Origin of the sequence: Salinarchaeum laminariae (assembly GCF_023204835.1) — an archaeon.
GTDB lineage: Archaea > Halobacteriota > Halobacteria > Halobacteriales > Salinarchaeaceae > Salinarchaeum > Salinarchaeum laminariae.
Genome location: NZ_CP096270.1, coordinates 1,570,963 through 1,595,652 on the forward strand (window position 1 = coordinate 1,570,963; position 24,690 = coordinate 1,595,652).

The following is a 24,690-nucleotide window of genomic DNA, read 5'->3' on the forward strand; positions in this document are numbered from 1 at the left end:
TCTTGCGGTTTGGAACTGCATACCGTGGGGGTCCCAACCGGGGTCGTTCTGGCTGCCTGGCTGAGGTCGCCAGTGCCACTCGATCTGTGAGTCGCGATGCACTGCCGACGGGCGGTCCGTGTCTGCTCCACTGGCTGTTGTGCCACTGGATACTCGTCGGGTGGGGCTGGGAGGGCTTCCACGGGGGTCGCCGTCCTCCGGAGCGACTTGCACTCACTCCTCGGGATCGACGCCGTGCTCCTTGGAATCGGTGCCGTGCTCGTCGAGATCGATCCCATAGACCTCGCGTGCGCTCTCGGGCGAGCACTTGCCGAGTCGGAGGTCACGTACCACCGCAGCACGGTCTCGATCGGCGGGATCTCCGAACCCGCCACCGCCGGGCGTCCGGACGCTGATTACGTCGCCGGCTTCCAGCCGGCGGGTGCATTTCGAGGGAAGCACCTCGCTGGATCGCCCGACGGCCCCGTTTCCGCCCGCCCCCTCCAGCAACACGTCAGTCCCTGCATCGCCGTCCTCGCCGCCCTCGATGCCGTAGGGCGCGTGGGTCCGGCGCTCACCAAGCAAGCTCAAATCCGCCGATCCTCGCGTCACGCGAATGTCGCGTCGCAACCCGAGGCCGCCGCGATGCTCGCCGGCGCCGCCGGAGTCCTCGCGGAGTTCGTAACGCTCGACAGCCAGCGGGTACGCCGTTTCGAGGACCTCTGCGGACGTGTTGCGCGTGTTGGACATGTGGACGTGGACGGCGTCCATGCCGTCGCCAGTCGCGTGGGCGCCCGACCCGCCGCCCTGCGTTTCGTAGAACGCGTACGGCCTGCCGCGAGCAGCGTCGGTCGCGCCGTCGCCACGCGATTTCCCGCCTCGCGGATCGGTGCCGCCGAGTGTGACGTTGTTCATGGTCCCCTGCCCCGCGGCGACGGCCCGCTCGGGAACGGCCTCGGCGAGCGCGCCGAGCACCACGTCGGTCACGCGCTGTGAGACCTCCAGGTTCCCCCCTACGACGGCTGCCGGCGGCTCCGCGTCGACGACGGTTCCGGTGGGCGTTCGAAGCTCGACCGGGCGATAGCAGCCCGCGTTCGGCGGGATCTCGGGGTCGGTGAGACAGCGGACGGCGTAGTAGGTCGCGGAGGCCGTCACCGCTCTAACCGCGTTGATCGGACTCTCCGTCTGGGTTGCAGTGCCCTCGAAGTCGACGACGAGCTCTTCGCCGTCGATCGTCACCGTGGTCGCGATGCGCACGTCCGAACTGCCGTGACCGTCGTCGTCGAGCACGTCCGCGAACGCGTACTCGCCGTCGGGCAGCTCCTCGATCGCTCCCCGCATCCGCCGCTCGGAGTAGGTCTGGATAGCGTCGACCGCGGCGGCGAACCCCTCGCAGCCGTGTTCATCGAGCAGGTCGCCGATCCGCTCTCGGCCGACGTCGTTCGCGGCGGCCTGTGCGCGGAGATCTCCCCGTCGCTCGTCCGGCGTACGGACGTTCGCGAGGATCGTCGCGAGGAGGTCCTCGTCGAACTCGTCGGCCTGCAGGAGCTTCACCGGCGGAATCCGCAGCCCCTCCGCGTAGATCTCGGTCGATTCGGCGCTCACGCTGCCCGCCGTCGCCCCGCCGACGTCGGCGTGGTGTGCCCGGTTCGCGGCCAGTGCGACGAGCGAACCGTCCCTGAACACCGGCGAGACGAGCGTCACGTCGGGCAGATGTGCGCCGCCCCGGAACGGGTCGTTCACCGCGATCGCATCGCCGGGCTCCAGCGACGCGGGTGGATGCGCGTCCAGCGCGGCGGCGACCGAGAACGGCATCGCGCCGAGATGCACCGGGATGTTCTCCGCCTGCGCGATCATACCACCATCGGGATCGAAGATGGCACACGAGCAGTCCCGCCGGTCGGTGATGTTTGGGGAGTAGGCGGTCCGTAGCAGCGTCGCGTTCATCTCCTCGGCGACGGCGCTGGCCGCGTTGCGCACCACCTCGAGCGTGACGGGATCGACGCCGTCACTGCCGGGGTCGGCCGTGGGCTCTCGGTCGCTCATCCGTCTACCTCCACGACGATCGTGCCGTGCTCGTCGACGGTCGCGGTCTGGCCGGGACGGACGGTCACCGTGCTCTCCGGTCCCTCGACGATCATCGGCCCATCGATCTCGGTCCCGGCGGGGAGTTTCTCGCGATCGACAATTCGCGTGTCGTACCATTCCTCGCCGAAGGCGACCGGTCGCTCCTCGCGGATCGCGTCGTCGGGATCGTCGGTCTGGGTCTCGGGCGGTCGCAGTGCCGGCGCGTCGACGGGCTCGCGAACGCGGACGCGAACGGTGACCAGTTCGACGGGATCCTCACGTGCAGCGTGGCCGAACCGTTGCTCGTGACAGTCGTGAAACCGCTCGGCGGCGGTGGCGAGCATCGCGGCGCCATCGGGGGCTGCGTCGGAGCCGGCCGCTGCGTGGGCCATGCCCTCGGGAACGTCGACGGTCAGCTCCGAGGCTTGCCCCACGTACCGAAGGTCGAGTTTACGCTCGACGACGAGTGCGTCACCACCGCTATCGGGAGCGTCGAACCGGCGACGCCCTTCGGCTTCGAGCTCCTCGAGGGCCTCCGTTACCGTCACCGGATCGACCTCTGCCAGCGGGCGCACCATCGAGGTCGAGAGCGCGTGCAGGCGGTCGGTCGAGAGCAGGCCGAGCGCGGAGAGTGCCCCAGCGGTGCGGGGCACCAGCACGCGCGGAATTTCGAGCGACTCGGCGATGGCGGTGGCGTGGAGCGGCCCCGCACCGCCGTAGGCCACGAGTCCGAACTGCCGCGGATCGTGCCCTCGCTCGACCGAGACAACACGGAGCGCCCGCTCCATGTTCGCGTTTGCGACGGTGAGGACACCGCGCGCGGCGGCTTCGACCGACTGCCCCATCGGCTCCGCGACCTGCGTTTCCATGGCCGATTCGACCGCCGCGCGGTCCGCGCCGTCCTCGACGATGAGCGAGTCGGGATCGAGCCGGCCGAGCAGGAGCTGTGCGTCGGTCACCGTCGGCTCGCGGCCACCGCGGCCGTAGCAAACCGGGCCTGGCTGGGCGCCCGCGGATCGGGGGCCGACCCGGAGTGCGCCTCCGTCGTCGAGCCAGGCGATGGATCCGCCACCCGCGCCGATCGTGTGCACGTCGACGGCCGGGACCGCGACGGCGTACTCTCCCACCGTCCGTTCGGTCGTGACCGTCGGTTCGCCGCCGGTGAACAGGGAGACGTCACAGGAGGTGCCGCCCATGTCCATCGTGATCGCGTCCGCGACGTCACGGAGCCCCGCGACGTGAGCGGCGCCCTGGACGCCTGCTGCCGGTCCGGAGAGGAGCGTTTCGACGGGGCGCTCGCGAGCGTGGGCCGCGCCGACGAGCCCGCCGCTGGAGGCGGTAATCTCGAGTGGCGCGGTGCAGCCTCGTTCCGCGACGCCGTCGGCGAGCGTTCCGATGTAGTCACTCATCACCGGCAGCAGTGCGGCGTTGAGCGCGGTCGCGAGCGTGCGCTCGTACTCCCGGAGCTCCGGCAGCACGTCGGCTGAGGCGGTGATCGGCACGTCGGCCGGTAGCTCCTCCTCGAGAATCTCGACGACTCGGCGCTCGTGGGCGTCATTCTCGAAGGCGAAGAGGAGACAGACCGCTACGGCTTCGACCCCGTCGCCGTCGGCTCCGGCCGTGGCACACTCTCTGGCGACCGTTCGGACGGCCGCTTCCTCGAGGGGCGTTCGGACCTCGCCGCGCTCGTCGAGGCGCTCGGGGACCTCGAACCGCCGATCTCGGGGCACGATCGGATCGGGTTTCGCGGCCGTGAGATCGTAGAGGTCGGGGCGGTCCTGTCGACCGATCTCGAGGACGTCCCGGAACCCCTCGGTCGTGACGAGTCCTGCGTCGGCCCAGGTCTCTTCGAGGACGGCGTTGGTGGCGACGGTCGTGCCGTGCACCAGATGCCCGACGTCCTCGAACGCGAACGCATCGGTCGCGGCGAGTTCGAGCGCGCCCAGCACGCCCGTTGCCGGTGATTCGGAGTCCGAGGGCGCTTTCGTCACGGTCAGCTCGCCGTCGGCGACGGTCACGACGTCGGTGAACGTGCCACCGACGTCGGCGCCGACGCGACACGCTCGGGATTCCTCCCGTCCAGCCCCGGTCCGCGGATTCGACATGTCCCTCCAGAGCCGTGCCCGCTACCTAAATGCTGGTTCAGCGGCCGAAATCGTCGCGTGTCTCGACGAGCGTCACGTCACTCGAATCGCCCGGTGAACTGATTGATCCCGTCGTCGGTGCCTGCGACGATCAGCGCGTCGTCGGCTTCGACGGCGAACTCGGGCCCGAGATCGGTCAGCACGTCGCCGTCCCGCTCGACGGCGACGATGGTACAGCCCGTCCGCTGGCGGACGTCGGCGTCCCCGAGCGTCCGTCCCGCGAGCGTACCGGGACCGACCCGGACGACTTCGACCTGGGTGTCCGTCGAAAGGATGTCTTCCTCGTCGAGCGCGGCGGAGGCGAGCATCCGGCCGGTGACGGTGTCCAGCGAGAGGACGTAGTCCGCGCCCGCTCGGTAGAGTTTCCGAACGGAGGCGGCGTCGTCGGCGCGCGCAGCCACCGAGACCTCGTCGCTCATGTCCCGAACGACGAGGGTCGCGTACTCCGTCTCGGCGTCGCCGGGGATCGCGAGAACGACGGAGGTCGCGTCGGGCAGGCCAGCCCGTCGCAGCGTCTCGGGATCGGTCGCCTCGCCGACGACGTCGACGTCCGGGCCATCCGTACGGTCGACGACGGTGTAGCCGAGATTCGCCGCGTCGAGCGCCTCGGTGACCGACTGCCCGACCTCGCCGTGACCGACGACGACCGTGTCGCCGCTGGCGTGCGGTCGTGGGCTCCCGGCGGAGAGCTTCGCGAGGCGCTCGATCGCTGCCTGGTGCCCTGCGACCAGCAAGACCGTGCCGTCGAGGATCTCGGCGTCGGGCGGCGGCGGGCTCTCGAACTCGCCCTGGAACCACGCGCCGATCACGTTCACGCCGGTGCGCTCGCGGAGGCCACTCTCCTCGATGCGTTTTCCGACGAGTTCGCTGTCCCGGGGGATCGGGAGCTCGAACACCCGGAAGTCGTCTCCGAGCTCGACGCCCTCCCCGAGATTCGTGGTGACTGAGGTCGTCACCATACCGGCGAGACGTTCGCCGATCAGCGGCCGCGGCGAGACGACGGCGTCCGCCCCGGCCAGGCGGTGGTAGGGTTCGCGCTCGGGCTCTTCGACGACGCTGATGACCCGAAGCGACTCGTCGACTTCGCGCGCCGTGAGCACGACGCTGGCGTCCATGCGGTCCTCCACGTCGACGAGCATCGCCCGCGCGTGCCCGACGTTGGCGGCCTCGAGCCCGGCCACCCGGTCGGGCTCGGCGTGGATCACCGGTTCGCCATCGTCGGCAAGCTCTCGGGCGGTCTCGCGATCGGGCTCGACGACGACGTACTCGACGCCCCACGACTCGAGCTCCTCGGTCAGCGGCGGCATTCGCGGCGAGTGCGAGACGATGACGACGTGATCCTCGAGACCGTCCGGGGCGCTCGTCGGCACCGCCGACTCGATGGCTTCCGTGATCGCCGGCAGGACGAACGCCGGCAGCGCGAGGAAGATGATCGCCATCCCCGCCACGTCCATCACGATCACGAGCAGGTTCATCGCGTCGCTCGACCACGGAGCGTCCGATCCGTAGCCCGTCGTTGTGTACGTCTCGACGACGACCTGCAGGGCGTGCAAAAACGAGACGGTGTCTCCCTCGAGCGTCGCCATCCCCTGCCAGTAGAGAACCGAGAACGTCGACATCGACCCGAGAAGGACGGCCAGGTAGATGGCAGTGCGTCGCTTCCAGGAGCGCATACACTGCACCGCGGCCTCCGCTCGCTTAACCGTGGTGCCCGCGGTCGGTGATGGGGTGGGGCCACGGCGTGCGGTCGTCACCGTATCGGGCGGTCTCTTTTCTCTCACCGCCGGGATCGACGGTCCCTCGCCCCCACCGATCCAGCATCCTGCCGTAGGATTATGCACCTGGCCCGGCAACGGCCTGTCGTGACAGCCTACGACGTTCACCTCCCAGTGACCGACCACGCCGTCGACGACGTCGCCGACCTCGCCCAGCGCGCCGAGCGCCTGGAGTACGACCAGGTCTGGCAGCCTGAGACGTGGGGCCGTGACGCCGTCACGGCGATGACTGCGATCGCCGAGCGCACGGAGTCCATCGGTATCGGCTCCTCCGTGCTCAACGTCTACTCGCGATCGCCGGCGCTGCTGGGTCAGACCGCCGCGACGCTCCAGGAACACAGCGACGGCCGCTTCCGCTTGGGCGTCGGCCCGAGCGGCCCGATCCTGGTCGAGGCCTGGCACGGCGTCGAGTTCGAGCGACCGCTCCGGCGGACGCGGGAAGCCGTGGAGATCATTCGGCAGGTCTGCTCGGGTGAGACGCTCTCCTACGACGGCGACCTGTTCGATCTCTCGACGTTCAGATTGCGCTCCGCCCCGCCGGAGACACCGCCGCCCGTCGACGTCGCGGCGATGGGGCCGAAAGGCGTCGAGATGGCCGGGCGCTTCGCCGACGGCTGGCACGGCATCGTGCTCAGTCCCGATGCGATCGAGGACCGTCTCGAGGATCTCGAACGCGGCGCGGAGCTGGGGAACCGCGACCCAGACGACGTCCGCACGACGATCTCGGTCACCTGCTGCGTCGACGAGGACGGCGATCGCGCACGCGAGCTCGTCAGCGAACATCTCGCCTTCTACGTCGGCGGCATGGGAACCTACTATCGTGACGCGCTCGCTCGGCAGGGCTACGAGGACGTGGCGATGGAGATCGCCGCGGAGTGGGCGAACGGCAACCGCGAGCACGCGACGGAGCTCGTCGCCGACAATCTGCTCGACGACATGACCGCCGCCGGAACGCGGACGGAGGCTCGGTCCGCCATCGATCGCTTCGCCGAGGTGGAGGGCGTCGACGCCGTCGCGCTCGGGTTCCCCCGCGGCGCCTCGCTCGATCGGGTCCGCGACACGCTGCACGCCCTCGCTCCGGAGTGACTCCGATCGTCCACGTGCGCCGGCTACTCGCCGTCGCTGGTAGTAACAACCCGGCCGCTCGGGCCAGTCACCGCCGCGACGCTCGGCATTCCGCCATCTGTCGACCGTACGCCTCCACGAACGTTGTATTTCGGGGGGCTAGCGCAGAAACTATTTCCGTACGACACTCCCAGCGGGAGACATGACGACGCATCCGGGCCAGCGCGTGGCGGTCCTCGCCGACGCGCAGAACCTCTATCACACGGCCCAGAGTCTTCACACGCGAAACGTCGACTACGCCGCGCTGCTGGAGCGGGCGGTGGACGACCGCGAACTCGTCCGTGCGATCTCCTACGTCATTCGCGCCGACGCACCGGAGGAGGAGAGCTTCTTCGAAGCAATCGAGGAGATCGGATTCGAGCCGAAGATCAAGGACATCAAGACGTTCGGCGACGGCTCGCAGAAGGCCGACTGGGACGTCGGGATTAGCCTCGACGCCGTCACGCTGGCCTCTCACGTCGATACGATGGTGCTCTGTACCGGCGACGGCGACTTCGCGCGTCTCTGCTCTCACCTCCGCCACGAGGGCGTTCGCGTGGAAGTGCTCTCCTTCGAGGCTTCGACCGCCGAGGAGCTGGTCGAGGCGACCGACGAGTTCGTCGATCTCGGGGGCGACCCCGATCGGTACCTGCTGTAGCTGGAGCGCAGGGCCGGATCGTCGCCGTTCACGTCCTCGTTTTCGGGGGTTCGCTTACCCCGATTCTCTTCCGCTCTCTTCCGCTCTCTTTCCGCTCTCTTTTTCGTTCTCTCAACCTCTCGACGACGTACTTCCATGCGATGTCGTTACAGTCGATTCCTCTCCGCGTAACTGCGGCCCAACGAGTCCCTGGCAGCTACTATCGTCACGGAGCGCTCGGGAGCGACGACCAGTACTACCCGGCCGAATGGATGGGTCCTTATACTGTAATAGGTGTATAATAATATCTTCGGAAAAGTTTATACTCCAGTACGCTGCAGTATCGAGTACGCATGTCCGTCAACTCCACGAACTGGTCCGATCCCTCGACGTGTCCGTTCTGTGGCTCCGCTCTCGCCGACCCGGGCGCCGGCTTCGTCGATCATCTCTCCGAGAACGCCGACTGCGAGCAGGTCCACGAGGACTGGAAGCAGAACGTCGCCGGCGACGTCGCCGGTGGGTGGAGCGGATGAGCGCCGGCGCAGAGCAGAAGCTCGCTGGCCTCGCTGCCACCGATATCTCGATCCCGGGAACCCTCGACACCGCCCAGTCGAAACTCTGCTACCTCACGATCGACGTCGCCGGCGCGGCGAGCGTCGACGAACTCGACGACGCGCTGGATCTGGGCAAGCTCACGCTGCTCGACGTGCTCGCAACGCTCGACGACGAGGGCGTCGTTCAGCGGACCGCCGACGGCCGGTACGCGACGTACTGACTGCAATCCCCTCTGGTCTGCAGTTCAGTTGCCCACCCACGAACTTCTCTTCATATCCATGAACGCTGTTGCTCACTCCGGTGCCACGATCTCGACTTTGATGCCTTCCGGATCCTCGCAGTAGAGTGCGTAGTAGCCGCCGGCGTAGGGATGTTGATCGTCGTACAGGACGGACGAGTCCGACCGTTCGCGCACCCCTGCCGTGATCTCGTCGACCTGCTCCCGGGACGCCGCGTGAAAGGCGAGGTGGTTCAGTCCGGCTGCGTTCCGGTCGAATGGCTGGTCGTCGGTCTCGGCATCCACAAGCACCACGTACGTCGGTCCATTCACCCAGGAGCGTCCGCCGTCCCACGCGTTCTTCGCCTCGTACCCGAGCTCACCGAGCAGCCAGCCCCAGAATGCCACCGATGCGTCGAGGTCTGACGCATAGAGCTCGACGTGGTGGAGCTGGCCGGCGCGGTCGGCGTCCGCCCAGTCGTGGTCCATGGTTCCTCGCTCGGTTGGAACTGGGAAAAGATGTGCTGTCGAGAGATCGGAGCGAGGCCCATCCGCTGGTAGCATTCGCGAGCGAACGAAGTGAGCGAGCGGTTTCGTTCGAGAGAGCGGAGCTCTCTCGTGATCAGACGAGAGCACAGCTCTCGTCGACCTCGCGGGATCGAAGATCCCGCTCAGTCACGGAAGGCGCTTCGTGCCTTTCGAACGACACCGCACCGAGCACAGCGAGGTGCGGCCTTTTTTGGTCCAGATTTTTTCGAGGAGGGTTCCCGCAGTCGTTCGAAAGACGCTTCGCGTCTTTCGTGATGACGAGGGAGCTTCGCTCTCTCGAACCACGAGCCTCCGGCTCGCGAGGAAACCCGACGAGAAAAAAGGTGGGTTCTACCCGGTGTTCTTCATCCCCGCCGCGATCCCTTTGACCGTCAGCCGGAGGGTGCGCTCCTCGGTCTCGGTCCGGTGGGTCTGGGAGAGCAGGTGGGTCTGGAGCAGGTTCAGCGGGTCGACGTAGGGGTTCCGACGGCCCAGCGACTCGCGGAGCCACTCCCGGTCGATCGGATGATCGCGGCCGCTGATGTCGGTCACGAGGTCGACCGCCTCCTCGTACTCGCCGGTGAGCCGCGGGAAGAACTGCTCGCGCAGCTCGGGCTCGGCGAGGTCAGCGTACTCCTGGGCGATCTCGAAGTCCGTCCGGCCCAGCGCGAGCGCGGCGTTGTCCATCCGGGTGCGGAAGAACGGCCACTCTTCGTACATCTCCTGGAGGGTCTCGACGTCGCCGCCGTCGTCGAGCCAGGACTGGATGCCAGTGGCGATCGCGTACCAGCCCGGCAGGATGCAGCGGGACTGCGTCCAGGAGAACACCCACGGGATCGCGCGGAGGTCCTCGACGTTGCGCTCGCCCGATCTGGAGGCCGGCCGCGAGCCCATGTTGAGGTCCTCGATGACGGTGATCGGCGTCGCCTGCTCGAAGTAGGAGACGAACCCGTCGGTCTCGAGGAGGTCGCGGTACTCCTTGCGAGCAGCGTCGGCCATCTGGTCCATCGCATCGTACCACGCCTCGGGCACGTCCTCGACGGGCTGCTCGATCGCGCGGTGACGCGCGCGGACCTGCGCGTTGAGCATCTGCTCGATGTTGCGCTCTGCGATTCGGGGGTTGCCGTACTTCTCGGCGATCGCCTCGCCCTGCTCAGTGAACTTTACCTGGCCGGTGATCGTCGAGTTCGGCAGGGAGAGCAGGGCGTCGTTCATTGGGCCGCCGCCGCGGGAGATCGAGCCACCGCGGCCGTGGAACAGCCGCATCGTGACGTCGAAGTCGTCGCAGATCTCGGCGAGCCGACGCTGGTTCTTGTACAGCGACCAGTTCGCGGCAAGGAACCCGTTCTCCTTGTTGGAGTCGGAGTAGCCGAGCATGATCTCCTGTAGCCCGTCGCGGGCCTCGACGACCTGGGAGTACGCCTCGTTCTCGAAGAGGGTGCCCATGATGCGACGGGCGCCGGAGAGTGCGTACTCCGTCTCCAGCAGCGGAACGATGTCGAGACCGCAGTGGCCGGGCAGCTCGACGACGCCTGCCTGATCGGCGAGGAAGAGGACCTCCAGCACGTGGGAGGGCTCGTCGGTCATCGAGATGCAGTAGGTGTCGATGGCCTCGACGCCGAACTCGTTCTGCCAGTCGGCGAGCTTGTCGAACCGCTCGGCGACGCGGGCCGCAGTGTCAGAGACGCCCTCCTGATCGGTCAGATCGACGACCTGCTCGTCCTGGAGCACTGCCTCGGTGAGGAGTTCGACGCGGTCGTCTTCCTCCTTCGCGGTGTAGTCGATGCCCTCGCGAGCGAGCAGCTCGTCGATGGCCTCCGTGTGATTCTCCTGGTGGTCGCGCAGGTCCAGCGACGCGAGGCTGAATCCAAACGTGTCGACGCGTCGCGCGAGCGGATCGACGTGCGCCTCGGCGACGACGTCGGCGCCGTTGTTCCGGAGGCTCTTGGCGACGACGTCGAGGTCTGCTTCGAGCTCCTCGACCGTCTCGTAGCCGCCGGGGCGGACGTCCCCGATGCGCTGGAGGCGCTCGCGCATGAGCTTGAGCTTCTGGCGGTAGGGTTCGCCGGGGTAGCGCTCCTCGGCTTCGTCCGCGATGGCGGGGAGTCGCTCACGGTCGTCTTCGAGAGACTGCTCGAACTCGCCGCCGACCGTGATGCGACTGCCGTCCTGGCTCAGGACGCCGGAGAGTTCCTTGAGGTCCTGGCGATAGTTCTCGAGAACGACCTGTCGCTGGCGTTCGAGCGTGGCCGTAGTCACTTCTGGCGTCACGAAGGGGTTGCCGTCGCGGTCGCTGCCGGCCCAGGAGCGGAACTCGAACAGCTTCGGGACGTCGACGTCGGTTCCGAACTCCTCGGAAAGTGCGTCCTCGAACTCGTCGTAGACTTCGGCGACGACGTCGTAGAGCGTGTTTTCGAGGTACCACTGCACGTTCCGGGCCTCGTCCTCGGGCTCCGGCCGGCGGTTCCGGACCTGGGGCGTCTGCCAGAGGCTCGTGACTTCGGCGTCGACGTCGCGCTCGACCTGCCCGCGTTCCTTGTCGGTCAGGTGTCGCTCGTCGAGCGTTTCGAGGTGGTTCGAGACCTCTCGGAGCTTCGATTTCACCGTCTTGCGACGGGCCTCCGTCGGGTGGGCGGTGAACGTCGGCTCGATGAGGACGTCGTCGAGCACCTCGCCGACCTCGTCGGCGTCGAGATCCGCCGCGGCGAGCTCCTCCGCGGCAGACTCGAGGCTGTCTTCCAGGTTGTCGTCCTGGGAGCCCTGCCGGATGGCGCGAACGCGTTCGCGCTCCTCGGCGAGGTTGATCAGCTCGAAGTAGGTCGTGAACGCGCGAGCGACGACGCTGCTCTCGTCGGGAGAGAGCCCATCGAGCACCTCGTGGAGGTGCTCACGCGAGCCGAGCTCCCCGTCACGGTACTCGATCGCCGAGGTTCGGAGATCCTCGACGGTCTCGAAGTCCCTGCGGGAGGTCTGGTCTTCGAGGACGTCCCCGAGCAGGGTGCCGAGCTCGCGGACGTCCTGCCGGACGGTCCTGTTGTGGAGTGCCATGCCATCGCAGGGGTAGCGGGGCCGGGGCTAAAAGCCGTCGAACCGGAATCGTTCGGCCGAAATTCTGGAGGAACGAAGAGGAAGGATCCGAATCCCGAGCCAAACACCGGCCGATCGTGTCCGATACGAGCTACTGACCCGATCCGTGTTGCAGAGACTGGGACAGAGCAACGGACTTAGTGGGTCTGCGTGGATCCCTCCGTCCATGCCCCTCCAGTTCGCGACGCTGTTCGGTGCAGGGTTGGCGGTCGCCGGTGCCGTCATCGCAGTGCTTGGCGTCCGGCACTGCTGGCAGGCCAGTGCAGTTCTTCGCGCGCCGCACGCGGGCGACCCTGAGGCGGGGGACGCCCCGATGGTCCGGTTCGACGGCACCGTGGCCGAGGTGGACGCCGGTGACGTGCGCGGATCCTCTGGTGACGCAAGTGAGCCCTCCGATACTGCGACCGAGAACGTGATTGCGGCGCCCTTCTCCGGCTTCGAATCCGTCGTCGTCCGGCACGTCGTCGAGGAGCGCCAGATCAACCCCGGCGTGGGGATTTTGCAGTGGGACGTCGTCATCGAGGAGGGCGTCGAGAGCGTCCCCTTCGAACTCCAGAACGGTGACTCGACCGTGACGATCGACGGTGCGATCGGGAGCGCGATTCTCGATCGCGAGCGAATCGCGCGGGTCTCCGCCGACGACTCGCCGCCCGAGCACATTCGGGCGTTTCAGGAAGAAATCGGCCTCCGAGAGCGTCCCCTGGCGTTCGGTCGGTTGCCGTGGCCGCTCGGGCGACTCGGTCGGCTCCTCGATCTCGGCCGGCGGACCTACAGCGAGGAACGGCTCGACGTTGGCGATTCGGTGACGGTCGTCGGGCACCCGGTCGGTTCCGGGACCGATCGGCTCGATCCCCTCGTCGTCTCCGGTCGTTCTGCGTGGCGAACCTTCCTCTCGATGACGACGACGGGACTGGTGGCTCTTCTGCTGGGGCTCCCCGTGTTGGTGCTGGGGCTCGTCGTCCTCCCACTCTGAGTCGGGAACGAGAGCGTTCGGGTCAGTTTCGAGGGTCAGTGGCTACCTCCGAAGCGCACGAACCGTTCCATTTGCGCTCACGTAGAGCGTATCGCCAGCGATTGCGAGGGTCGAGCCCGAGATGGGGAGCCGCCACAGTTCGTCACCGTTCTCGGCGTCGAACGCCAGTAGTGGAACGCGCCCGTTCGCGAACGGCCCGACGAACACGGTCCCGTTCGCAACGGCTGGGGGTCCGAGACTTCCGGCAGCGTCGTACTCCCAGCGCCTCTTTCCGTCGGCGGACAGTGCGAGAAGGTTCCCTTCGGAACCGATCTCGTCAGCCGTTACGACCGAGGTCGACACGAATGATCTATCGGCGCCCACCGCAGGGCTCCGGGGCGTGTGCTCCAGCGGTACGCGCTCGCGAGCAGTGCCCGAATCGGCGTCGTAGATCGCCAGTCTGGCGGGGCCGCTCACTGGCTCGTACTCCGGCCGGTAGAGCAGTCCGTTTGCGATCGCCGAATAGGTGTACGTTTGGCGAGCATTCTCGGGTAACACGGACCAGCGAGAGTCGAACTTCCCATCGACCTCGTAGGCTTCGATGGCGTATTCACTGGCGTACACCAGTCCTCCGGTCGTCACGGGAAACCGTCCGTAGAGCGACTGCGCCCCGAGTTTCGTGCCAGTATCGGCGTGGATCCGTTCGATATGGTTGCGAAATAGGAGGTAGACGGTCCCCCGTCGCTCGAGAACGTCGAAAAACTGCATCTGGTCTTCGTCACGGCGATACGTCCACTCCCGATCCCCGTCGCTGGTGTAGGCTCGCAGTTCGTTCCCCGTCGCTCCGTAGAGTCGTCCGTCGATCCACGTTAATCTCGGACCGTTTGGCATCGACTGCCGCCACTGCAGATCGCCAGTGGAAGCCCGAAGCGCGACGATCTCCCCTTCGGTACCGACGAAGACGGTGTCTTTGGCGACCACGAGCGAATCGACTGATTCCTCGACGTCGTACGTCCACGCGGGTGATGGCTCTCGCCGGGGCGGTTCTGCGAACGGATTGTGGCTCGTTCGTGCGAAATCGTAGTTCCAGGTCGACCACTGACCGGGAGACGGCCGCCAGTCCGGTGATACCTGTCGCTCCGCAGTGGGCGGGCCGTCGTCGAACAGGCTCGTACAGCCGCCGAGTGCAGATCCGACTGCGAGCGCGGACAGCGACAGCGCTCGGCGACGACTCGTCGTCGGTTGGGTGGAGGGCACGTTCGTCGTCGCGCCCGCGACTCCCTTAATCGTTGGTCAGGCGCGATGGCGGTCGGAGATGGGGTCGGTCCTCAGTTGTACTCCCGCCAGCGGTAGCCACACTCCTTGCATTTAAAGAAGCGCGTCGGTGGCTCGTCGGCCGCACCGGTCTGCTTGATCGTGTACCACGCAACCGTGTGCCCGCAGTCGTCGCAGATCACGTCGGTCGCAGTCGGTTTGCCCTCGAAATCCGCGCCTTCCTCGGTCTCGATGAGCTCGTCGCCGCTCTGTTCTTCCGTGCTGACGAAGGCCGCCTCCTCGTCGGCGTCGCGAGCCTGCTCGGCGCCGCAGCTGTCACAGACCATTACGTCGCCGTCGGCTTTCATCATCGAACCGCATTCGTCGCAAAACTGCATTGATGAGCCGGGTGTTGGCTCGCGCGCTACTAAGCCCTTGGCGCTTCGAGGGGATGGGATTCTGCAGCCAGCACCGCAAACGGCTTGGAAGCCCCCTCCCGCTCGGCGATTCTGACTCGCTGCGGTCCTCGGCTCGCTCGTTCCACTCGCTCGCCTGCGGACCTTGCGTTGTAAGGCATCGCCGAGCGGTCGGCCCCTTCCAGTCCCACCCGGGGAGATGTGTCGGTGCTTGCGAAACCCCGGTGGAACGTGACGCGGTGCGTCGCACCGGTGGAGAATCGCTGTTGCTGAGGTGGCGGAAGTGCTGTCGCTACCGAGCGGTGGAAAACGGAGAGAAGTGGCGAAACTGCGGGCGCTTAGAGCAGCTCCGCGGGGTCGTCGTAATCTTCGATCTCGACGCCATCGGCGGTGATCCGTGCGACGAAGATCCCGTTGCCGGAGCCGGTGTCGCGCTCGGTGGCGCTCTGGATGCCCCGAGCGGCGAGGGCGACGGCCTCGTCCATGGACATCTCGGGGTCGTACTCGCCCTCGAGGGTCCCGTGTGCGAGCTGCATTCCGCTGCCGGTGACGGTGTAGTCGTCGGACATCACGCCCCCGGCAGGGTCGATCGAGTAGACGTGACTGCCCTCCTCGTCGACGCCGCCGAGGATCGGGTTGACCGCGAAGAACGGACCGCCGCGCATCATGTTCCCGGCGAGGGTCGCGAGCGCGGAGATCGAGAGATTGTCCCCGCGACGCGTGCCGTAGAGACTCGTCTCGGCGCGCAGCGTCCGGATCAAACTCTGGGCGCCGCCCACCGAGCCGACGAGGGTAAGCGCCGCCGTCGGGTGGATCTGCTCGACCTTCTGGACGTCCTTGTTGGAGACGAACCGCCCGCCGAGCGAGGCGCGCTTGTCCGTCGCGATGACGACGCCGTCCTCGTTCGTGATGCCGATCGTCGTCGTCCCGGTCTTGTTGACCATCTCGTCGTCGCCGGCGAGTTGCTCGGCGCGCTCTCCACCGAGTGCGTCGTTGGGCACGAGTTCGGAGCCGAAGGGGTCGGGGTCCGACGAAGCGCCGTTGGGCTGCAGACGGTCGTCGGTCATTCGTCCTCACCTCCCTCGGCGAGGCCGTGTTCGGTGACGAGCTCGGCGACCTCTTCGGGTGGCTTCGTGGAGAAGGTCTCCGACTCGACGTCGACCGTCGAGATCTCGACGCCGCCGGTGTCGAGTTCGCCGTCGTTGGGCACAGCGAGGGCTTCGAGCGCGAGCCCGATGCCGTCTCCCAGCGAGAGCGAGTCGTCGTAGTTGTCCTCGAGATACTCCTGTATCTCGTCGCGACCGCCACCGACTGCCACCGCGGACCACTCGTAGGGGGTCCCGGAGGGGTCGGTCTCGAAGAGCCGGGGCTCGCCGTTCTCGACGCCAGCGACGAGCAACGCGACGCCGAATGGGCGTGCGCCGCCGGTCTGGGTGTACTGCTGGATGTGGTCCGTGATCTCCTTCGTCAGCGCCTCGACGCCGAGTGGCTGATCGTAGCGGAGCCACTCCATCTGTGCGCGACGCCGCGCGAGATCGACGAGCTGTCGAGCGTCAGCGACGTGGCCGGCCGACGCGATACCGAGGTGTTCGTCGACCGAGTGGAGTTTCTCGACGCTGCTGGCCTCGACGAGCGGGGAGCGCGTCTGGCGGTCCGCGACGAGGACGACGCCGTCCTCCGTGCGAACGCCGACGCTCGCCGTCCCACGTTTGACGGCCTCGCGCGCGTACTCGACCTGATAGAGACGTCCGTCCGGGGAGAAGATCGTGATCCCGCGGTCGTACGCCTGCTGTTGGGAACCTTGCATCGTATTCACCTGGGGTAAGGGACCGTCATATATGTGCTTTGTGCTGTATTGGGCGATATTACGGAGAATATCGCCGGGACCAGCCGAGCACGGGCGGCGTTCGTGGCAGGGCTTCGTCTCCGACCGATCGCGATCGATCGGTCGCTCTCGTCAGTGTGTGACCGACCATCTGAGGTCCGTCGTTTGCTGCTGGGCCACGAACTGCGCGCAGTTGACTCGGATTACACCCCTGTTATGACTCCCGGGGGTTTAGGGCACCGGTCACCGGCGAATACCCCGCTGGAACAGGGCCATTTAGCCAGATCTCCACAACATTCTTGCTGCTTCGGTCGATACCGGCGAGTATGACCGACGTCGACCGGTCCCGTGGGATCCTCACGCCCGCGGATCGACGATTCCTCCGCGGCGACGTGACACTCGGGAGCGAGCAGTCTCGTTACGACGCACGCTACCGGATTCGACAGCGCACGCGTGACGCGCTGCTGGACTACCCACTCCTCTTCGATCACCTCGCCGAGCGCGATCGCGAGCAGGTGTTCGACGACCGAACGGACGGATTGACCGACGCGCTGGCGGACGCCGTCGCCTTCCTCTATCTCGGCGCCGCCTCGACCGACGCGGATCCAAAGCGAATCGTCACCGAGGGAGTTCGCCGCGCTGAGCGTCGCCAGCGTGGGGCGGACTGTCCGGCGCTGGACGTCGAACTGTCCGTCGACGCGACCGACGAGGAGCGCGTCGAGGAGATCGTCGCCTGTCTGGGCGATGGCGCCGTCCACGAGCTCTCCGAGCGGGACCTGCGCACGCTCGCGAATCTGCTCGCCGAGCGCGAGGATCTCTCGCTCTCGGAGCTCCTCTCTGATCCATCCTCGGAGTGATGCCGCCGGTCTCGACGACGGAATCCAGCCACTCCTCTCGAACGTCCGGCTTCGAACGCTATTTGACGCCGGCACGCAAACCACTGCTCGATGGATCGCGGCTCGGCGGACGTGTTCACGGAGCTGGGTACGGTCGGCATCGAGGAGGAGTTCTACGTCGTCGACGATCGTGCCCGCCCGACCTCGGGCACCGACGAACTCGTCTACGAAACCGAGCCGCCGGAGCTTCTGCAGGGCCGGCTCGATCACGAGCTGTTCAAATGCGTCATCGAGACCCAGACGCCGACGATCGAACGCCTCGACGACGCCGCGAGCGCTCTCGACGACGTCCGGGCGGCGCTCGTCGAGCACGCGAACGCGAACGGGTTCCAGATCGCCGCTGCAGGTCTCCACCCCACCGCGAAGTGGCGCGAGCTCGAACACGCCGAGAAGCCGCGGTATCGTGCCCAGCTCGACCGCATTCAGTACCCACAGCACCGGAACACGACCGCCGGCCTCCACGTGCACGTCGGCGTCGACGACGCCGACAAGGCGACCTGGATCGCCAACGAGCTGCGCTGGTACTGCCCGGTGATTCTCGCCCTCTCAGCGAACTCGCCGTACTGGTGTGGGTTCGACACCGGGCTCCAGTCCGCACGCGCGAAGATCTTCGAAGCACTCCCCAACACCGGGATTCCCACGCAGTTCTCGGATTTCGAGGAGTATCTGGCGTTCGAGAACCGGATGATCGACGCGGATGCGATCGAGGACCGCGGCGAGCTCTGGTACGACGTCAGACCGCACTCCGAGCACGGCACCGTGGAGGTCCGTTCCCCCGACGGCCAGGCCGATCCCGAGCGCGTCATGGCCTTCGTCGAATACGTTCACGCGCTCGTGCTCGACCTCGCCGCACGCTACGAGGACGGCGAATCCGGTACCGACTACCGCCGCGAGGTGCTGGATGAAAACAAGTGGCGCGCGATCCGGTACGGCCAGGACGCTTCGTTCATCCAGGCGGACGGCTCGACGCGGTCGTTGGGCGACGTGGTGGCCGCCGAGGCCGATCGGCTCGACGTCGATGGGATTCGGTCGATCTACGAGGCCGAGAGCGGTGCTGCTCGCCAGCGGCGTCTCCAGTCCGATGCGAGTACCGACGCGCTCTGTGAGTCGCTTTTACTCCCGGGTCAGTGAGGCCTCTCTGGATTCGGCCACGATGAACGCTTCGCGAACGTGTAGATTCGAAGTAAGGTTTATACACGTGACTGGCTTTCGTCGCTCCAGAGAGGACTCATGTCTGCGGACGATACCACTGACGGGAGCGACGATGCCGGGGAGAGGGAGGATAGCACAGACGTCACGGAGCCATCGACCGACGGCGGAGACGACGTCGTCGACAGCGGAGACGACCTGCTCGACGGCGACGGTGTGGGGGAGACGGCACACGGGCCTGGGTCGGCCGAGGACGACGACCGTTCGCGACGCGACGAGATCACCGACCGTCTGAGCGAGGAGACGGACAAGGCGGTCGAGGAGTTCGATCAGCGCCTCGTCGACCTGCTCTCCTGGATGCTCGACACGGAGACTCGCGCCCGGATCTACGTCCACCTCCGACAGTCGCCACATGGCACCAGCGACGAGATCGCGGAGGGCACCGGCCTCTACCCCAGTACCGTCCGCGAAGCGCTCGCGGAACTTCACGACGACGAGCTCGTCGAGCGCCGCAAGCGCGAGAGCGAGGGCGCCGGCAACAACCCCTACGAGTACGCCGCCATCGCCCCCAGCGAGCTCGTCGGAACCGTCGCCGAGCGCGTCCAGGGCGAGCTCAACACTGTGTTCAATCTCGATAGCCACATCCGCTCCGGCGACGACCAGCCCGAGCCCGAGGACGACCCGGTCACCATCACCGTCGAGGACGAGAGTGCAGAGGATTCTGCCGGTGAATCGGCCGGGTCCGACGGAGACGCCGAGGACTCTGCGACCGGCGGCGCTGCAGACGAGAACCGTGCCGACCACGGCGACTCGACCGACGACTGATCGATCACCGCGCTGTCTCCGGGATCGACGGCTCGTCTAGCTCCTGTTGACGGACGAGTACGCTCCGATCTATCGACGGCCGAGCTTCGTTCGATAGGCAATCCGGCTTCGTCCGGCGGTCGATCACGCTTCGACTCATTTTTCCCACGGGCGCGCCTGCGACCTACCATGGAAGTCGCGCTCGGTGGCACGTTCGATCCCGTTCACGACGGTCACCGGGCCCTGTTCGAGCGGGCCTTCGAACTCGGCGACGTCGTCGTCGGCCTGACGACGGACGATCTCGCCCCCGAGACACGTAACGTCGATCGACACGTCCGATCCTTCGATGAGCGCGTGGCCGACCTCGAAACCGAGCTCGCCGACCTCGCAGCCGCGCACGATCGCGAGTTTACGATCAACGCGCTGGACTCGCCGACCGGGATCGCTGCGGAGGAGCCCTCCCTCGAGTATCTCGTCGTCTCGCCGGAGACCGCACCGGTCGGCGACCACATCAATGAGCTCCGGGAGGAGCGGGGGCTGGACCCACTCACGATCGAGATCGTCGATCACGTGCTCGCGGAGGACGGCGAGATCATCTCGAGTACCCGGATCGTCAGCGGCGAGATCGACGAACACGGGCAGCTGACGCCCGATCGCTCGGGCAGGAAGCCACAGTCCGAGTAACGACCAGCGGTCTGTCGGACCCTTCTGTCGCCAGTCACCAGGACGGCGGTTCCATTCCCGCAGCTTCGAGACGTTCCTGCCAGCGTTGCTGGACGGAGATCCGAGAGACACCGACGGCGTCGGCGACGCTCGTCTGCGTCCTGCCGTCGCCGGCGATCAACGTCGCGGCATAGAGGCTCGCTGCGAGTGCCGCGGGCTTGGACCGGTCGGCGTCGGGGACGTCCGAGAGGAAGAGATCGACCGCGACCGAACGCACCTCGTCGTCGAGGCCGAGCTCCGCGGCTGCAGTTTCGATCGCCTCCAGCCAGGCCTCGTTGTCGCGTCGATCCTTCGCGCTGTGCACGTACGAGTGGAGGCTGCTCTGGTACTAAGGCGTTCCCGTGACTTCCGGCTGCGCGATCGACTTCGGAGCGACAGCTACTTTTCCCGGCCAGCAGGTAGGTCGGGATGCGCGCGGGTAGCCAAGCCAGGAAACGGCGCAGCGCTTAGGACGCTGTCCCGTAGGGGTCCGCCGGTTCAAATCCGGTCCCGCGCACTACCGTCTTCTTGCAGTTTTCGTCTTGTCCAACACTGTGACAAACTCCTAATGACACTGGATTCACCGCGATTCCTCGCGCGCTGTCCCGGTTTCGATCCGGGGCCGATGGACCCGAATAGAAACATCATAATCGTTCGGAAGAACCAATTGGAGTTCTTAACCGATAAACAGCAACTGGACTACTACGAGCACCGAAAGAAGTGCCTTGGATGGCTACTCCGGATGGGGAAAGACCCGGAGAAGGCCAAGGGGTACTCGCCGTACACCGTCGCCGGGACAGCCGACCGGATGGCTCGGTGTGACCTCTGGTGCTGGGAGAACCGAGGTGGCTACAGCATCCCGACTACCGAGGAGGACGCAAAGGCTTACATGGAGAAGGTCGCCTTCGAAGATGTCGTCGAGTCGACGAAGGGCAAGCGGATGGAAGCCCTTCTCAGGTACAACAAATGGCTCCAGCATCGGCACGGAGCCGACGAATGGGAGTTCAAGTGGACGTTCAAGAGCGGGGGTGGAAACACTGGCCCACGCGACTTCCTTAGTCGTGAGGAGCGCCGGAAGATCAGGCAGGCTGCCCTCGGAAAGGATGGGAACCCGAACTACGGCGTCGAAAACTTTGAGGAGAAGGCAGACAGCTGGCGCTACACGTCATTGGTCTGGACGAGCCTGGATGCCGGGCTACGACCCATCGAGGTCGGGCGGGCGAAGGTGTCGTGGTGTGACACCGACAACGGCGTGTTGCGAATTCCGAGAGAAGAGTCGAGCAAGAACGAAGGGAATTGGACCGTCGGGCTTACTGACCGTACGACGACGGCTCTGGAACGCTGGCTTGAGGAGCGCGCTGAGCATCCGAAATACGAGGACTCCGAGAGAGTCTGGCTCACCCGTCATGGGAATCGATATGGCTCAAACCAGCTCAGGCGGCTGCTCGTGGACCTTTGTGATCGCGCAGGGATCGAGCACGAGAACCGGCAGATGTCGTGGTACACGATCCGACACAGCGTCGGGACTTATATGACCAAAGAGCGTGGGCTTGCGGCGGCGAAGGCGCAGCTTCGTCATCGAAACGCGAAAACAACGATGAAATACGATCAGGTGCCCGTTGAGGACCGGCGAGACGCGTTAGACAAGATGGGCTAACGGAGCCACCGGAACTCTACACCCGCTGTTGTTGGCATTGTGGCGAAGAACTGCCCGTTACGCGAGGCTTCTCGAATCCAATCAGAACTATATCTCAGCAAATCTCCCGACGTGAAGAGGATTTCAGCCATACGCTTCAGAACAATTCAACCGACATAGACGTACGTTCCTACAACCAGTATTATTTGACTGTATTGCGACCGGATCTGTATGTCAACGTCGACACGACAATTCGACCTCAATATGGAGGAGGTTCTGGAGGCGTGGGGGCCAGCAGACGCAGCACGCGAAATCATCGCGAACGCCATGGACGAGGCTGCCCTTACGGGCACGGATGATCCAGACATCTTCAGCGACGACGGCTCGTGGCACATCCGGGACTATGGACGTGGATTTCGGTACGAGCATCTAACTCAAGCTGAAGACGATGAGAAGCTGGACAACCCCGACAAGGTAATCGGGAAGTTCGGCGTCGGGGTCAAGGACGCAATTGCGACCTGTCACCGGCATGGCATCGTGATCACGATTCATTCACCGCACAACACGTTCACCGTCAAGGAAGCCCCGAAACACGGGTTCGAAGAAATCGAGACCCTCCACGTCGAGATCCACTCGCCGGAAAAAGACATCGAAGGCACAGAGGTCGTACTGGACGGGATCACGGACGAGGATATTGAGGCTGCAAAACAGAACTTCATCGAGTACACTGATGCAGAACTACTGGAACAGACCCGATTCGGGGACGTGTACGAAGTCCCGCGAAACGAGGATGCGTCAGTGTTTGTGAGTGGGCTTCGTGTTGCGTCAGAGCCGAACTTCCTGTTTAGCTACAATATCACGAACACGACGAAGAAAATCAACGATGCGCTGAATCGTGAGCGGTCGAACGTGGGGCGGACGGCGTACTCGACGCGAGTAAAAAAGATCCTGCAAGAATGCGAATCGGAGACTGTAGCATCGCGGTTAGTGGACGATTTGAACGAGTTCGTGACTGGTGAAACGCACGATGAGTTAGACTGGAAGCCAGTGCAGGTCCATGCGGTCAAGATCCTAAACGCGGAACGGGACGTCGTGGTCGCGACACACGATGAGCAGAATCTCAGCCAGAACTTGTTCGACAATGCCCGCTCGGACGGCTATGAGATCGTTACTATCCCAGACCGAATCAAGCCGGATATTGAGGACGCGACTGACGTCAAGGGAGACCAAATCCGGGGGGCTGAAGAATATCGCGAGGAGTTCAGAGATTCGTTCAGCTACGAGTTTCTCGACGAGGAGGACCTGACCGATGAGGAGCTGGAAATGTGGGAATTGCGCCACGACATTTTCTCTTGGGTTGCACTCCCGGATGAGGAGTGGGAAGCAAAAATTTCGGAGTCGCTGCGGACAACAGACCCGTCGAGGATGGTGACCTGCGAACGCGAAGATAAGCAGATCATCTTCCACAGAGAGATATTGGCGTACGACAAGAAGAATTTTCTCCGCGATTTGTTGGATATTGTCGCATTCGTTCACGGTGGAGAGGTATTACACAGGGCTATGCTGTCGGAAATCGCTGGTGCGGTCAGTGCTGAATTGATCGGAGCGGCTGGACAGGCTGACAGCAATCCCGTGTTCCCCGGTGAACAACTGGAGTCAGAGCTGGACGAGTAGCACCGGGCAGACTCACACTGATTTGATGGCCTGATCGGGTTGAGTAGAAGTATTTAATAACTTATACGTCCTATTCCTATACAGGTTCTCAGGCCCAGAAGATCGATGAGCGACAGCAACGACCAGTACCGGTTCGGCGAGGGCGGGGAACTCGAAGAACCGGATGACGACGAATGCGACGAGGAAGAACAGACCAACGACTTCGGCGAGGAGATGCCCTGGTACGAGACGAAAGGCGGCTACCGCCGAGACATCATTTCGAGCCTCTTCCAGAAAGCCGTGCGGCGGAGTGACGAGGAACTCGCTGCGTTTGCAGCTCTCGAACTCGTACGATCAGGGCCGAAGCACGAGTCGCACTATTGGGACCGCGCGGTTCTCGTGACGCTCGAAGACCTCATGGCGGGGAACGACGCGATGGAGCACGTCCTCCGATACCAGGAGCTCGCTACCAATAGATGGGCGAACGACGAGTGGCCTCGGCGACTCTGTGCAATCGCGGCTGCGCTCGTGTGTGCTCGCGCACGATCGTCACGCGAGGTCACGCACGCCAACGGATACTTCTCGAACACGATGATCGACCGAGCACGCGCCCGGCGAGAAGACGATCACGAGCCTCTGTACGATCCGCCTGTTTCCGACGAAGAGCTGGATCCGGACGGGAAGATCGGTTCCATCGTTGCTGACAAACATACCTACCCTGGAGGTGGGCGTGGTCGCGGATGGGAGCACTTCCGAGTCCATGGCAGCCGTTACGGCCCGAGTGAAGACACTGACCTCGGGGCCAAGATCCGGCGGAGAGTTCTGGAGTACGATCATCCAGACTACGCGTACCGCGAGCCAGAAGTCGCCCTCTCCGAGACGGAACTCGCTCACGCATTGGAGCCGACTCCCGAGGACGATCCTTGGCGATGCGAGTTCGGTGCAGACGACACGCTCGACCAGTTCGAGGGCCAGGAGTGACGCTTCCAAACCCCCGAAAGCATGCTTTGAGGGGGCGCAGACCTCCCTCTGGTAGAAGCCCCTTCAGATCCCGGATAGTCGTTCAGCGGCCTCTCGGGCCACTTTTACCCGGGGGCCAGATTAGGCAGACGGCGCTGATGGCAGTGTGGTCACTACACTCCATCACCCTTGAATACTGACTCTGTATGTTGACACACCTTCCCCATCGATGGGTCCCGGTTTGTTATGGTTCGAGTGCAAGAAATGCCACAATTGGGTGGAAGTGCCCGCCTCTCGATGATGTGCAGTATTTGATAAACGGTGACAATATATGTAGGGGTTCTGAAGGA

22 protein-coding genes and 1 tRNA gene are annotated in these 24,690 nt (G+C 65.2%); 13 read left to right on the forward strand and 10 right to left on the reverse strand.

Features of this window, described 5'->3' with window-relative positions; genetic code table 11:
* Positions 1-213: 213 nt before the first annotated feature.
* From MXF70_RS07280 to MXF70_RS07290, 3 genes are all read right to left on the reverse strand, one after another.
* Complete coding sequence (locus MXF70_RS07280; protein ID WP_248518335.1) at positions 214-2,025, reverse strand: hydantoinase B/oxoprolinase family protein; 1,812 nt, start codon at positions 2,023-2,025, stop codon at positions 214-216.
* The gene (locus MXF70_RS07285) at positions 2,022-4,151 is read right to left on the reverse strand and encodes a hydantoinase/oxoprolinase family protein (protein ID WP_248518336.1); all 2,130 of its coding nucleotides are present in this window, start codon (positions 4,149-4,151) and stop codon (positions 2,022-2,024) included. Before MXF70_RS07285 ends, MXF70_RS07280 begins: the two co-directional genes overlap by 4 nt.
* Before the next feature lie 77 nt (positions 4,152-4,228).
* Positions 4,229-5,863 (reverse strand): potassium channel family protein, encoded by a 1,635-nt coding sequence (locus MXF70_RS07290; RefSeq protein WP_248518337.1) that lies wholly within the window; start codon positions 5,861-5,863, stop codon positions 4,229-4,231.
* Between the two features lie 189 nt (positions 5,864-6,052).
* Between MXF70_RS07290 and MXF70_RS07295 the strand changes: the two genes are divergently transcribed.
* The 4 genes from MXF70_RS07295 to MXF70_RS07310 all read left to right on the forward strand — a co-directional run bounded on the left by MXF70_RS07295 (position 6,053) and on the right by MXF70_RS07310 (position 8,481).
* On the forward strand, positions 6,053-7,051 hold the full coding sequence (locus MXF70_RS07295; protein WP_248518338.1) for a TIGR04024 family LLM class F420-dependent oxidoreductase: 999 nt from the start codon (positions 6,053-6,055) through the stop codon (positions 7,049-7,051).
* Between the two features lie 181 nt (positions 7,052-7,232).
* Positions 7,233-7,727 carry a LabA-like NYN domain-containing protein gene (locus MXF70_RS07300; RefSeq protein WP_248518339.1) on the forward strand — a complete coding sequence of 165 codons (495 nt, stop codon included), beginning with the start codon at positions 7,233-7,235 and terminating at the stop codon, positions 7,725-7,727.
* Between the two features lie 332 nt (positions 7,728-8,059).
* Positions 8,060-8,239, forward strand: a complete 180-nt coding sequence (locus tag MXF70_RS07305) for a DUF7501 family protein (protein ID WP_248518340.1) — start codon at positions 8,060-8,062, stop codon at positions 8,237-8,239.
* Positions 8,236-8,481 carry a MarR family transcriptional regulator gene (locus tag MXF70_RS07310; RefSeq protein ID WP_248518341.1) on the forward strand — a complete coding sequence of 82 codons (246 nt, stop codon included), beginning with the start codon at positions 8,236-8,238 and terminating at the stop codon, positions 8,479-8,481. The genes MXF70_RS07305 and MXF70_RS07310 overlap by 4 nt, the downstream gene beginning before the upstream one ends.
* 72 nt (positions 8,482-8,553) lie before the next feature.
* Here the strand turns inward: MXF70_RS07310 and MXF70_RS07315 are convergent, their stop codons facing one another.
* Both MXF70_RS07315 and ppc read right to left on the reverse strand, forming a co-directional pair.
* On the reverse strand, positions 8,554-8,967 hold the full coding sequence (locus tag MXF70_RS07315; RefSeq protein WP_248518342.1) for a VOC family protein: 414 nt from the start codon (positions 8,965-8,967) through the stop codon (positions 8,554-8,556).
* 390 nt (positions 8,968-9,357) lie between these two features.
* Positions 9,358-12,054 (reverse strand): phosphoenolpyruvate carboxylase, encoded by a 2,697-nt coding sequence (ppc, locus tag MXF70_RS07320; protein WP_248518343.1) that lies wholly within the window; start codon positions 12,052-12,054, stop codon positions 9,358-9,360.
* A 205-nt stretch (positions 12,055-12,259) separates the two neighbouring features.
* Here ppc and MXF70_RS07325 point away from each other — a divergent pair, with 205 nt between their 5' ends.
* Positions 12,260-13,066, forward strand: a complete 807-nt coding sequence (locus tag MXF70_RS07325; RefSeq protein ID WP_248518344.1) for a hypothetical protein — start codon at positions 12,260-12,262, stop codon at positions 13,064-13,066.
* Between the two features lie 42 nt (positions 13,067-13,108).
* Here the strand turns inward: MXF70_RS07325 and MXF70_RS07330 are convergent, their stop codons facing one another.
* The 4 genes from MXF70_RS07330 to psmA form a co-directional block, all read right to left on the reverse strand.
* A complete protein-coding gene (locus MXF70_RS07330; protein WP_248518345.1) occupies positions 13,109-14,302 on the reverse strand; it encodes an outer membrane protein assembly factor BamB family protein in 1,194 nt (397 codons plus the stop codon).
* 71 nt (positions 14,303-14,373) lie between these two features.
* Entirely contained in the window at positions 14,374-14,697 is a 324-nt protein-coding gene (locus MXF70_RS07335; RefSeq protein WP_248514974.1) for a transcription factor S, read from the reverse strand.
* Between the two features lie 356 nt (positions 14,698-15,053).
* Positions 15,054-15,782 carry an archaeal proteasome endopeptidase complex subunit beta gene (psmB, locus tag MXF70_RS07340; RefSeq protein ID WP_248514975.1) on the reverse strand — a complete coding sequence of 243 codons (729 nt, stop codon included), beginning with the start codon at positions 15,780-15,782 and terminating at the stop codon, positions 15,054-15,056.
* Positions 15,779-16,522: an archaeal proteasome endopeptidase complex subunit alpha gene (gene psmA / locus MXF70_RS07345; protein ID WP_248514976.1), complete on the reverse strand. Its 744-nt coding sequence runs from the start codon at positions 16,520-16,522 to the stop codon at positions 15,779-15,781. The genes psmB and psmA overlap by 4 nt, the downstream gene beginning before the upstream one ends.
* Before the next feature lie 344 nt (positions 16,523-16,866).
* Here psmA and MXF70_RS07350 point away from each other — a divergent pair, with 344 nt between their 5' ends.
* From MXF70_RS07350 to MXF70_RS07365, 4 genes are all read left to right on the forward strand, one after another.
* Positions 16,867-17,397, forward strand: a complete 531-nt coding sequence (locus MXF70_RS07350; protein WP_248514977.1) for a DUF8102 family protein — start codon at positions 16,867-16,869, stop codon at positions 17,395-17,397.
* A 90-nt stretch (positions 17,398-17,487) separates the two neighbouring features.
* A complete protein-coding gene (locus MXF70_RS07355; RefSeq protein WP_248514978.1) occupies positions 17,488-18,567 on the forward strand; it encodes a glutamate--cysteine ligase in 1,080 nt (359 codons plus the stop codon).
* Positions 18,568-18,666: 99 nt separating this feature from the next.
* A complete protein-coding gene (locus tag MXF70_RS07360) occupies positions 18,667-19,410 on the forward strand; it encodes a winged helix-turn-helix domain-containing protein (protein WP_248514979.1) in 744 nt (247 codons plus the stop codon).
* A 168-nt stretch (positions 19,411-19,578) separates the two neighbouring features.
* Positions 19,579-20,073 carry a phosphopantetheine adenylyltransferase gene (locus MXF70_RS07365; RefSeq protein WP_248514980.1) on the forward strand — a complete coding sequence of 165 codons (495 nt, stop codon included), beginning with the start codon at positions 19,579-19,581 and terminating at the stop codon, positions 20,071-20,073.
* Between the two features lie 34 nt (positions 20,074-20,107).
* On the opposite strand, the gene MXF70_RS07370 is transcribed toward MXF70_RS07365, so the two are convergent.
* Entirely contained in the window at positions 20,108-20,416 is a 309-nt protein-coding gene (locus tag MXF70_RS07370) for a transcription initiation factor IIB family protein (RefSeq protein WP_248514981.1), read from the reverse strand.
* A 108-nt stretch (positions 20,417-20,524) separates the two neighbouring features.
* Between MXF70_RS07370 and MXF70_RS07375 the strand changes: the two genes are divergently transcribed.
* The 4 genes from MXF70_RS07375 to MXF70_RS07390 all read left to right on the forward strand — a co-directional run bounded on the left by MXF70_RS07375 (position 20,525) and on the right by MXF70_RS07390 (position 24,361).
* Positions 20,525-20,608: transfer RNA gene (locus MXF70_RS07375), tRNA-Leu, on the forward strand.
* A 51-nt stretch (positions 20,609-20,659) separates the two neighbouring features.
* Entirely contained in the window at positions 20,660-21,748 is a 1,089-nt protein-coding gene (locus MXF70_RS07380; RefSeq protein WP_248514982.1) for a tyrosine-type recombinase/integrase, read from the forward strand.
* A gap of 210 nt (positions 21,749-21,958) precedes the next feature.
* Complete coding sequence (locus MXF70_RS07385) at positions 21,959-23,401, forward strand: ATP-binding protein (RefSeq protein ID WP_248514983.1); 1,443 nt, start codon at positions 21,959-21,961, stop codon at positions 23,399-23,401.
* A 105-nt stretch (positions 23,402-23,506) separates the two neighbouring features.
* A complete protein-coding gene (locus tag MXF70_RS07390) occupies positions 23,507-24,361 on the forward strand; it encodes a hypothetical protein (protein WP_248514984.1) in 855 nt (284 codons plus the stop codon).
* Positions 24,362-24,690 lie beyond the last annotated feature (329 nt).